2 protein-coding genes are annotated in these 12177 nt (G+C 59.7%); both read right to left on the reverse strand.

Annotated features, from left to right (window positions below):
* Nucleotides 1–83 precede the first annotated feature (83 nt).
* The gene (locus ACNKU7_RS16245) at nt 84–9818 is read right to left on the reverse strand and encodes an isopeptide-forming domain-containing fimbrial protein (RefSeq protein WP_418298055.1); all 9735 of its coding nucleotides are present in this window, start codon (nt 9816–9818) and stop codon (nt 84–86) included.
* 80 nt (nt 9819–9898) lie between these two features.
* A complete protein-coding gene (locus ACNKU7_RS16250; RefSeq protein ID WP_418298056.1) occupies nt 9899–12145 on the reverse strand; it encodes a hypothetical protein in 2247 nt (748 codons plus the stop codon).
* Nucleotides 12146–12177 lie beyond the last annotated feature (32 nt).

A 12177-nucleotide genomic window follows, 5' to 3' on the forward strand; every position in this document is an offset into this window, starting at 1 on the left:
AACATCTGCTGCGGCCGGAGTTGACACGATGGTGTCAGTTTTTTGACATTTTGCGCAAGTGGCGCGTAATACTACCCGAGATCTTACTGTCGTTGCGGCTGTTGCTGTCCCTCCTCGACGGTCAGCGCCGCAAGCGCCGCCAGCACCGGTGACACACGGGATTCGTGCATCTCGCGGGTGATCTCATCCAGCTGCTTCTGCACCCCGCTGCGCTCCATCTCCAGATTGACGGGTTCGTCCTGCAGCGGTGCCGGCAGTGGGGCCGGAATCGGTGCACTGTCCGTTGCACCGGCCGGCAGCTCCGGGCTCGCCGCCGGTCGCTCGAACTCCCCGAACAGGGTATTGGCGCGATAGCGGCCAGTGTCCTGATCCAGTTCCAGCGGGCTGGATTTCTCAGTTCCAGTGCTGTCACCGGTATCGATACTGAGGTCGTTGCGGAATACCCGCGACCAGTCGTTGGGGTAGTGCTTGCCATCGACCGAACCGAAGGCCGGGTCGAAGTTGCCACCGTTGCGCCCGCCCTGCAGGTTGACCCGCACGTCCTGGGTTTCCTTGGAGATCAGGCGGCCGTGCATTTCCGGGGCCTGGCGCTCCCACTCCCGCGGCGGATAGATGTAGTCGGGGTACAGTTGTGACAGGGTAATGTTGTCCACGTTCGGGCCGGGGTTGAACAGGTCTGTCACTTCGTCATCGCGGTTGTTCTCCAGGTTCTGGTCCGGGCCACTGTCACCATCATCAGTGATCACGGCGGTGTTGCCGATCTCCTGCACCGTCGGATCCAGCGGGTAGTCCACGATTACGGCAAAGGTGATGCTGGCGACTTCGCCGGGGGCCAGGCTGCCCACGTCAAAGGTAAACGTATCGCCGTTCTGCACCCAGCCGGCCGAGGAGTTGGCCGCATCGAAGGTGGTGTTCGGCGGCAGGGTTTCGGTAATCACCACGCCGGTGGCGGTGGTGGTGCCGAGGTTGCCATAGGTCAGGGTATAGACCAGGGTGTCGGTGGGGCCGGGCTCCGCGCCCATGTTGTCCTTGTCGATAAACAGGTCGACAAATACGATCTCGAGGGTCTCGTCATCGCGGTTGTTGTCGGGCGTGGGATCCAGGCCGTTGCTGCCGTCGTCATCCACCACCACAGTGTTGGTCTGCGGGCCGACATCGGCAGGTACCGAGTCGACCACCACGGCGGACAGGGTGAGGGTGACGCTTTCGCCCACCGCGAGGTCGCCGATATTCCAGGTCACGGTGCCCGCGGCCAGGTCGATCACACCACCGTTGCTGGCAGTGAAATTGGTGAACAGGCTGGTGTCGGGCAGTGTGTCGGTGACGAACACGCCGGTACCGTCCTGGTTGCCCTCATTGCGCACCTCGATGGTCCAGGAAATGGGGTCGCCGGGGTTGACCGGATCCTCGAAGTTCTCGGTCTTTTCCGCCACATAGTCCGGGCGGCCGTCGATCGGGGTGACTTCGTCATCGGTGTTGTCCACCAGGTTCTGATCCGGGCCGACACTACCGTCGTCCTCGATACTGGCGGTGTTGCTGGTTCCGTCCACACCGGCGGGCAGCGGGTCGATCACCGTCACCACCAGGGTTACCGATCCGCTTTCGCCGGCGGCGAGGTCGCCGATCTCAAAGGTCAGGGTGTCGCCGTTCAGTACCCAGCCCGGGTTGTCGGCGGGATCAAAGGTGACGTAATCCGGCAGGCTTTCGGTAATCACCACGCCGGTGGCATCGGCGGTACCGTTGTTGGCGAAGTTCAGGGTGTACTCGATGGTGTCACCGGGTTCCGCCGGGTTGTCGCTGTCGAGGCCGCCATCGTCCTTGTCGATGGCCAGATCCACGTAGGTGATATCCAGGTCTTCGTCGTCGCGGTTGTTTTCCGGGGTCGGGTCTTCGCCATTGGTGCCATCGTCGTCCACTACCACAGTGTTGGTCTGGGTGGGGATTTCTGTGGGCACTGAGTCGCTCACCACCGCGGTGAGGGTGAAAGTCAGCGACTCACCTGCGGCCAGGTCGCCGATATCCCAGGTTACGGTGCCGGCCTGCAGATCGATCGCCCCGCCGTCGCTGGCGGTGAATTCGCTAAACAGGCTGGTGTCCGGCAGGGTGTCGGTGACCACCACGCCGGTGCCGTCCTGATTGCCCTGGTTGCTGACTTCAATAGTCCAGGAAATGGTGTCGCCGGGATGGGCGGGATCGTCGAAATTCTCGATCTTGTCGATCACATAATCCGGCTGGGCGATGACCGGGGTGGTGTCGTCATCGGTATTGTTGCTGATGTTCTGATCCGGGCCGTTGCCGCCACCGTAGTCGATTTCGGTTTCATTGAAGATCTCCTCGACCCCGGCGGGCAGGGTGTCGTCGACGATCACGGTGAAGGTAATACTGCCGCTGTCGCCGGGTTCCAGGGTGCCGAGATCCAGGGTCAAGGTGCCGTCCCCTTGATCCACCCAGCGGGGGTCAGAGTTCGCCGCATCAAAGGTCGTGTTGTCCGGCAGGGTCTCGGTGATGACCGTATCTTCCGCAGGGAAGCCACCGAGATTGGCGTAATTCAGGGTGTAGGTGATCGAGCCGCCGGGAGTGGTGCTGATACCGCCGTCGTCCTTGGTGATGGCGAGATCCACCAGGGTGATGTCGAAGGGCTCGCTGTCACTGTTGTTTTCCGGCGTGGGGTCGGGGCCGTTGGCACCGTCGTCGGTGACTTCCACCGAGTTGACCTGCGTAGGCAGCAGCACCGGCGGTACGTTTTCATTGACGGTTGTGGTCAGTCTGAGGGTGATGCTTTCCCCGACAGCCAGGTCACCAATGTTCCAGGTCACGGTGCCGGCATCGAGGTCTACGATTCCGCCGTCGCTGGCGATAAAGCCGGCATCGAAAAAGTCACCGGTGGGCAGGGTGTCGGTGACCACCACGCCAGTGCCGTCCTGGTTGCCCTCGTTGGTGACGACGATGTCCCAGCTGATGGTTTCCCCGGGTGCTGCCGGGTCGTCGAAGAGCTCGATCTTGTCGATGACATAATCCGGTGCCGCTTCGAGCGGGGTCACCTCCGTGTCGATGTTGTCTTCCGGCGTGGGGTCGGTACCGTTCGTTTCATCGCCGTCGATGGATGCGGTGTTGTTGGTTTCTTCCACGCCAGAGGGCAGCGAGTCGATCACGGTGACGACCAGGGTAACCGAGCCGGTTTCCCCAGCGGCGAGATCGCCGATTTCAAAGGTGAGGGTATCGCCATCCAGTACCCAGCCCGGGTTGTCGGCGGGATCGAAGGTGACGTAATCCGGCAGGCTTTCGGTGATCACCACACCGGTGGCATCGAGCTCGCCGCGATTGCCGTAGTCGATGGTGTAGGTGATGGTGTCGCCGGGCGCGGCGGGGTTGTCGAGGTCGATGCCGCCATCGTCCTTGTCGATAAACAGATCCACGGCCTCGATCGTGGCGGTGACTTCGTCGCTGACGTCATACTCGCGCTCGATGTCGCTGTCGTCGCCGCCCTCGGGGGTGTCGAGACTGGTGTATTCGCCCTCGACGATGTTGGTGGTGGTCTGGCCCACGGCGGCCGGGTCAGTGGTTACCCGCGCGTCAACGGTAATGGTAATCACCGTGGAGGCGTCGATTTCGCTGATATCCAGCGAAAGGAAGTTCGCCAAGGAATTGTCGATGATGGTGGGCGAGCCGCCAGTCACGTCGATCTGGATATTTTCCACCCCGGAGAGGTAGGGCGGCAGCGCGTCCTCGATGGTGACGTTGTAGGCATCGGCACCGCTGGCGGGATCCAGCTGGATGGTGATCTGGAAGGTGGCGATACCACCCAGGGTGAGTGGGGTGTCGCTGAGTAATTCCTTGTCGATATCCAGCAGGGGTTCGACCACATCCACGGAGGCGTCGTCGCTGATACTGCTGTCCAGGGTACCGTCGGCGTTGCTGTCAAAATCCAGCGAGGCATCGTTGGTGAGGGTGGTGCCCTGCACATTTTCCGGAATATCGGTGACTCTCAGCCGGTAGACGAAAGTGACGGTTTCCTCAGTGGTGTTATCCGTATCGGTATTGACCAGGGTACCGAAGTCGAAACCCACGGTGCTGTTGGCCGGGTCGTTGATCACGGTGATGGCATCGGGGTCGATGACGATGGCATCCGGATTGCTCGCGGTGACGCTCACCAGGTCGATAAATTCAAAACCCGGGCCGTAGACATCGGTGATCTGGCCGATCAGGGTGGCTTCCGGCAGTGTGACGGTGACCGAGAAAGTGACTATCTCGCCGATGGTGGCTTCGGTGTCGTCATTGAGGTCGTCGTTCTGCGAAGTGGACACCAGGATCTTGTCGATTTCCGGCGCTGTGACGGTGATGATTACATCGTCACTGGTGGCGTAATCGTCCAGTTCGCCGCCTTCGCCATCCTCACCGGTGCGTTCGTTTTCGTCCGCCCCATCGAGGCTGGTCCAGTCCACGTCCGCGGCGTTGGTGATGGTGTCGCCGGCGATGGTATTGGCGAGGATGCCGTTTACGGTAATGGTGACCACACTGCCGGGAATCAAATCCAGTTCCGCCTGCGGGTTCAGTACCAGTTCGCCGCCGACGATTTCGAAGAAGCCGGAGATATCCGAGGTACCGGAGGGTGTCTGCAGGCTGGCAGTGAAGGAAATATTGGTCAGCTCCGGAGGCAGCGGGTCGCTGAAGCTGATGTCGTAGGCGGTGGTACTGCTGCCGTCGTCCGGGTTGGTGACGGTGATGGTGTAACTCACCTCATCGCCATTGTCGCCCTCGCTGATGTTGGCGGTTTTGTCGATGGTCAGTACCGGCTCGATGACGGTAATGGTGGTGGAAGATTCCGCGATGTCATCACCGGTAATGAACTGCGCGTTGTTGGTCAGTTCCACGCCGGCCTGGTTGGACTCGACATTGGTCACCCGCACCGTGTACACAATCGAAATCAGATCCGGGATGTTGTCGTTGCCGTTGTTGGAAACCGTCGCTGTACCGAAATCAAGGCTGGTGGTGCCATCAGTATTTTCAGTGATGTCGGGTGGGCCAAAGCTGCCACCGATGAGCTCGATATCGTCACCGATCAGGATGCCATCAAAGCTGACGAACTCCATTCCTGCCGGCAGTGTATCCAGGATCTGCGCATCAAACGTCACGCCCTCGGGCACCACAAAGCTTGCGATATAGGTGACCTCTTCGCCAATGACCGCTTCGGTGCGGCCATTGAACTCATCTTCGACAGAGCTGTTGAGGATGACCTTGCCGGCGACGACATTTGCCACGGTAAACTGGAAGCTGCCATCGGTTTCATAATCATCCAGTTCGCCGCCGGCGCCGTCTTCACCGGTGCGCTCGTTAGGGTCATCGCCGTCGATGCTTTCCCAGTCGACGGTGGCCGTGTTGGTTACTTCAGAGCCTAGAGTCACATCGTTGACGACTGTGGCATCGATCACCAGGGTCAGGGTGTCGCCGAGCAGCAGGTCAAAGGAATCATTCGGGGCCGCAGCCATTTCGATCGTATTGCCGTTGACCACGAACAGGTCGGAAACATCGGTAGGGACGCCGTTAACCGTAAGCGTGGCACTGGCCAGCGAAACATTGGTCAGTTCCGGTGGCAGTGTATCGATAAAGGTTGCGTCAAACGCGTCCGTATCGGAGAACCCAGTGTGGGAAATAACGATGGTGTACTGGATCGGGTCGCCAGCGTCGATAACCGGGTCGTTGCTGGAGAGGGTTTTTTCCACCTGCAGATCCGGTTCGATTACGGTCACCACTTCCGCTGAGTCGGTGTCGTTTATCGTGGGATTGTCGATGCCGTCATCTGTGCTGTCCCAGATAAACTGCGCGTTGTTGTTCAGCTGGTCGCCGCTCTGGTTCACCACCTCATTGGCCACCAGCACCCGATAGGTAATGGTGATGGTTTCATCGACCAGGTTGTCGCGGTTGATATTGTTCAGGTTGCCAAGGTCGAAGGTTACCTGCTGGCCGTCCGTAGAAACGATAAGGTCACTCTGGCTCCAGGGGGTGCCGCCTTCGTTCAGGATATCCCCGGACGAGGAGGTAACAGTGAGAACCTCCAGGAATACCAGGCCGTCGTCCAGCGTATCCACCACGCTGGCGAGCGGGGTAACACCCTCTGCGATGGTCAGGGTCAGTGAGTAGGTAATGGTTTCGCCAATCACCGCTTCGTCATTGGCGTTGTTGTCGCTATTGATACTGGTTTCCACCAGTTCTTTCTCAACAGCATTGTTGAGAATGGTCACGGTGGCGTCGTCCTGCCAGTCGATATCCGTATTGCCCTCGGTGTAGTCATTGCCCCCATCCACGCCACCGTATTGCTCAAGCTGCGCGGTGTTCACGATTTCCTGCCCCGGTTGCACGGTGTCGGTGGCAATCAAATCGTAGGTGATGATGATGATGTTACTGCCGTCGGTGGTGGGGCCGGTGTCCGGATCGCGCCCCTCGTTGAGCGCGCCTTCCTCGGCAGAGGGATCCACCAGGTTAATGCCGGTGGTGAATAAATCTTCCGGGTTGCCGGTGAAGTTCACCAGGGTGCCGTCGCCGGTATAAATCTGCAGGTTGATCCCGCCCGGTGGAATTTCAAACCCGTCCGGCAGGGTGTCGCTGATCACCAGGTTGAAGGCGTCGGAGCCGCCGGTGTTTTCCAGGGTGATGGCAAAGCGCACGGTGTCGCCGGCATCGATATCGCTGAGGTTGGAATCGATCGGGGTGGTGTCCAGGTCGTCACTGGTGATGGTGCCATCCCAGGGCGGGGTTCCGTCATTGGGGGTGCCCGCCGGATCAAAGGTAACCGGTCCGGTAGGCGTTGGATCGAATACGCCACCGCCATCACCGGTGGAGATGACGCCCTTGGTCACGTTCACGTCCGGTGACACCACTTCGATCTGGATGCCGCCCGGTGGCAGGGTCACCGTTTCATCGGTGCCGTTGACCGAGACCTGCGCCACGTTGGTCAGGAACAGGCCATCGGTAAACGGTTGATCCAGCACCTGCACGGTAAACAGCAGCTGCACGTGACCGCCGATGGAATCGATCTGGCTGATCGGGTCAAAGTTCCACGTGATGGAGTTGTTGCCCGCGTCGGCGCTGGTGGTGATGTTGATGCCGTCGAGATAGCCATCGGGCCAGTTGTCGAATTCGGTCGCGGGGCCAAAGCCCCACTGGTTAATACCGGGGATCAGTGTGCCGTCCGCTGTATCGAAAAAGTCCGGGGCAATGGCTTCGAATATTGGCAGTGGCAGGTAATCGGTAATCACCAGGCCGTTGTTATCCAGAGTGGCAAGGTCAATGTCGATGGCAAACGTCACCGTCTGGCCGACAGCAATATCGGTGAGATCGGCTGGGTCAGTGCTGTCGTCAATCGCATAGACACTTTTTTCAAACTCCGCACCGGCGATCGCCACGCTCTCATCGCCGCTGTTACTCACGTCTCCGCCGTTGGCAGATTCGGCGGAGCCGTCAATGGTGGCCTGGTTATTGATCACATCGTAATTGTTCACCGGCGCGCCGGTGGCGAGGTAGGTTTCGCGAATCACGGCTTCGTAAGTGATGGTGATGGTGGTGGTGCCGTCAATAGAGGTGTCTTCAAACAGATCCCCGTTTAGCCCGCCGTTCGGGCTGATCAGGCGATCGATGAGTTCCTGGGACAGGTTGATAGTGACATCGGTACTGCCATCGCCGCCGGCATTTTCGATCACGGAAAGATTGTCACTGCCCAGCGCATCCGGGCCGAAGGTTGAACCGTTGAGGAACAGTGAGAAGGTAAATGAGTCCGGGTCTATTTGCAGACCGTCGCCAATCGAATCCGACAGGATCAGATCGTTCAGGCGCATGAAATCGGACACCTGCAGTGTCAGCGTGTACTGCAGGCGGTCCCCGGGCGTGATACCGGCACCGCCGTTGTCTTCCAGCAACACCACATCTTTCTGCAGCGCCGTGGCCACCGCGGTGATAATGGCATCGTCCGAGTCGGTCAGGGTTTCGCCCTGATAGTCACCGCTGATACTGACTGTGTTGCGAACGGCATCGCTGGCGCCATCATTGATGACAATGGGGTTGCCGTCGGCATCGAAGTCCGGCACGTAACCGGTATAGGTAATCACGATATCGTTGCCGGCGAGGGTGCCTTCAATCGGGTTGAGGAACTCGACGATCAGTTCTGATCCGTTATTGGCGCCTTCGGGGGGCTCCGTAAGAATATAATCCACGCCCGGTTGCAGGGTGGCGCCGGTGGAATCGGTGACCACCACATTGCCCGGTAAGTAATAGAAGTTATTCGGTACCTGCTCGGTGACCACGAGATTTTCGATCGTCGACAGGTTGGCAATATCTACCGTTACCCGCCAGGTTACCGGCTCGCTGGGGCCGGTAACTGTCTCGCCGTCATCGCCGATGGAGTTGTTGTCACCATCGCCATCCAGCGCATCTTTTTCCACATCAATAACTGTGGGGGTGATTTCCGTTTCAATCGGGTTGCCGACGATGGGCGGATCCACATCCGGGTTATTCAGTGGGTCGTTGCCGTAAGCAAAACCCGGGCGCACCCAGATGGGAATCGGCACACCCACTATCGCACCGGCTGCTTCGTCGAGAATGGCGGAGACATTGAAATCAAATGATGGCTGATCCGGGGAATATGAACCGAATGGCAGCTGGATGGCATACCAGGTGGAGCCTTCCTCTCCCGGTGGCAGGGGAATGAGCCCCGTCTGATTGAAATCGTAGGGGTGGTATTCCACCACATTGCCATTGCTGTCCACCCACTGGCCGCCCTCGTAGGTGTAGGTAATGACCGATGCACCATCGAGACCGCTGACACTGCCAAGCTCCAGCCCGGGGCCGGCGACAATATCGATAAACGGGCCGTAGCCTGTGGTGTCGCCGTCGTTTTCAAAGGAAAAACCGATATCCGTGGACTCGTTGATAAAGTCTTCGCTGGGTGCGTCGACGGTGGCAGAGGGTGTCGCCACCATCAGCCCTTCCCAGGTGCCCTGCAGCAACTGCGAGAAAACGATGTCGGTGTCGATATCACCCTGCTGCTGTTCCAGCTCCCAGTCGCCGCCGCGCAGCGCACTGCCGGTGGGATCGTCCGAGGCCGCCACATCGGCGCCAGTGAGATCGGCAATCTGGGCAATAAACCGTTCACCGGTGAGGCTGTAACCGGTGTTACAGCCGTACAGCAAAATATCGGCATTTTCGCTGAGGCTGGCGTTCCAGGATTGCAGCTGTGCACGGTGGTTGTCGCTGCCGTCCGCCGCCAGCGAGGTGAGCGATAGCGCTTCGCCGCCGACATCGATTCCGCCAGCGCCGCCGTGGGATATCAGGTGCACGGCGTCATAGCGCTGGCCGCTGGACTGCAGGAAGTCGGTGATGGTGGCGAGACTGTCATTGCCATCGAGGGTCAGCAGGGTAACGCTGCGGTCACCGATGACCAGCTGAATACTGTCTGCGTTCTGGGTGATCTCTGTCGCCTGGCTCAGGAGATCGTCGATCAGCGCCTGGGCCTTATCCAGTTGCAGGTCGATGACCACCAGTTCCTGGCGCACCGCAAGGTCCGTAGACGCAGCATCCGCAGCGAGGTTGCTGTCGTTTCCCTCCGTGTTTTTATCACTATGTTTCTGTAGCTGCGCTTGCGCACTGTCATCGCCACTGTCTATGGCCGCGGGGCCGCCGGCATCGCTCAGGCTATGGCTCACATCCACGGCGACAGAGGCATCCAGCAAGACCCTTTTTTCCAGTGATCGACGCAGGCTGGTGAGTTGTCTGCCGTGCAGGTTGATGGCTTGTGCCAGGGACGATCTGGAAAACTCATTGAGTTCCATGGGATACCTCTTTCCTTGTGGTTTCCCCCGCGGCCTTGCCTGGCGGCGGGGGACTGTATTGCAATAAATCTTCGTCGCGGCTACACGCCACTCTCGCGAATGACGACGCCGGCAACGCGGTCGGCGACCAGTGACAGCAGGCTGACCGGTGTGCCGAAAATCACCAGGTACCCGGTACGCTGGGCACTGGCGGGTACAAATGTTTCATCGCCGTCGATCGTAAAATTCACCAGGTGCAGTGCCTCGGCACTGCGCTCGCGGTCATCGGGCAGGTTCTGCAGTGGCCCGCCGTAATCCGAGGCCAATGCAGGATCCTGTATGCGGCGCGAGGCAATCTGTTCGATAGTGGAAACGGCCACGTCCAGCGTTCGCCACTGGCCGCCCAGGAACAGCTTTCCGGTTATGGGCTGATCTTTTTCCGCAGCGGGCAGCCGGGAAACCTGCATCGCGCGGGCGTAGGCGCGGCCAGACAGGGTGCGCTGATCGGCAATGGTGAGAAATGGCTGGTTCAGGTCCAGGTGCTGGCCGATGTGCACCCCGGGCAGCACCCAGTCCACAGTGCCCGATACCTTGGCGAAAACCGTGAGCTGCTGTTGTTCGGTTTCCAGTTTGTGCAGGAGTTGCTGCTTGCTCAGCAGATCCTGTAAATACACCCCGTCGAGGGCATCGAGGCTTTCGGCAAAGCCATCGCTGCGCTGTCGGCGGTGCAGCAACTTTAATTCCTCCCGGGTTCGCGCGATGCGATAGTCGAGTTCGCGGTTGTGCAGGCGGGCGATCACGCTTCCCGCCTGCACCGCCTGGCCGGGTTGCAGCTCGAGTATCTCCAGGGTGGCACTGGCTGGCGCCACGACGTTCTGCTGTTGTGAAAAATAGGTGGTGGCGGGCAACTGCACCGGCCAGGGCAGCGGTACCAGGAGCAGCGCCAGCAGAAGTACACCGGCACCGAGGCAATACGGATTCAATATGCGCAGATACCCTATGGCCGGTCGCCCTGGGGATTGCCCGCGCTCTGTGCCCGCCGCATCGCTGGTGGTGTGGGAATCGCTATTGGTCATGGCTTTTTTTTGCTGCTCCCTGAGAAAAGAAATAAATGCGAGGATTTCACGCACGGCGGGCAGGATCAGCAGCAAACCGATACAAAGTATCAGCACCAGAACACCGGCCGCCTTGAATAACAGCTGGTAAGCGCCATAACTGATCAGCGCGAATACCGACAGCCGGTAACACAGGCTGGCAAGGCCAAACAGGATCAACAGTTTTTGCCGGCGGTCGCTGGCGGGCGAGCGCGCCTTTAGCAACTTCAGCCAGGCCCAGTGGCGCAGCGTACTGGTCGCGCTTTGCTGCAGGTTCTTTTCCCGGGCGATATCGCTCAGCAGGTAGTAGCCGTCGAATTTCATCAACGGATTGGCATTGATCAGCAGGGTCGTGACCAGCGACGTGGTGAACAGGTAAAACATCAGCGCGCGCAGCGGCCCATCTTCCAGCAGGCACCAGGCCAGTGCGGCAATCGAACCCAGGGTAAATTCGAACACCACGCCCGCGGCGGAAATATGTAAGCGCGCCTTTCTCGGGAGCCGCCAGGCATCGGTAATTTCACTGAACATGATGGGCATCAGTGCCACGAGGCCGACGCCGACACAATTGGCGCGCACGCCATACAGGCGCGCGACACTCGCGTGTCCCAGCTCGTGGAACAGGCTCAGAACCAGGTAACAGGCAAAAAACAGCAGGGCGCCAGCCGCATTCCAGCTCGCGTCAAAGTAGGCGAGAAATTCCTGCCAGTGCTGGTTTACGGAAATGCCCGCGGTCACTGCGATGACGAACAGCATTACATAGAACCCGTGGCGCTGGCTGGCGCGGGCCAGTGGCAGCAGCAGGCGGCTGGACAAATCCGGGACAAACAGTGGCCGGCGCCAGAACAGGGTTTTCTGCAATTGCATCAACCGCTGCTGGTGCGGCGAAGTGGCGGCGAGCTTCTGCGCAATTTGCTGGCTGTCACTCTGGAGCAGTTCGTTGTCGCGGACAAAATCCACGACCGCTTTTATTTGCTCGGCGTCGACGGTACATCCCTGCTGCGCGGCGATGGCACCCGCGATTTTTCCCGGAGAGCCGAGATGCCAGTGGTGCAATACCAGTAGTTCCAGCTCCCCGAGCTCCAGGTACTGGCCGCGCAGGGGGTCATACAGCATCCAGCTGTTGTGCCCGTCACCGTCGTGCGTGCGGTGAAACTGCAGATCACTGCGCAGCGGTGGCCATGTAGCGCCGGCGTTACCGGCAGTGCCATCTTGCGCGGCGAATTCCGGGTTGCTGATACTGTCTGACTGCACGGCTTACCTCTCCAATACCACTGGTTACCCCT

This window comes from Microbulbifer weihaiensis (assembly GCF_048323715.1).
Taxonomy (GTDB): Bacteria; Pseudomonadota; Gammaproteobacteria; order Pseudomonadales; family Cellvibrionaceae; genus Microbulbifer.

Bases quoted from the DNA above. Each gene is read 5' to 3' on its own strand.
- ACNKU7_RS16245 (WP_418298055.1), bottom strand. From the start codon at position 9,818: ATGGAACTCAATGAGTTTTCCAGATCGTCCCTGGCACAAGCCATCAAC.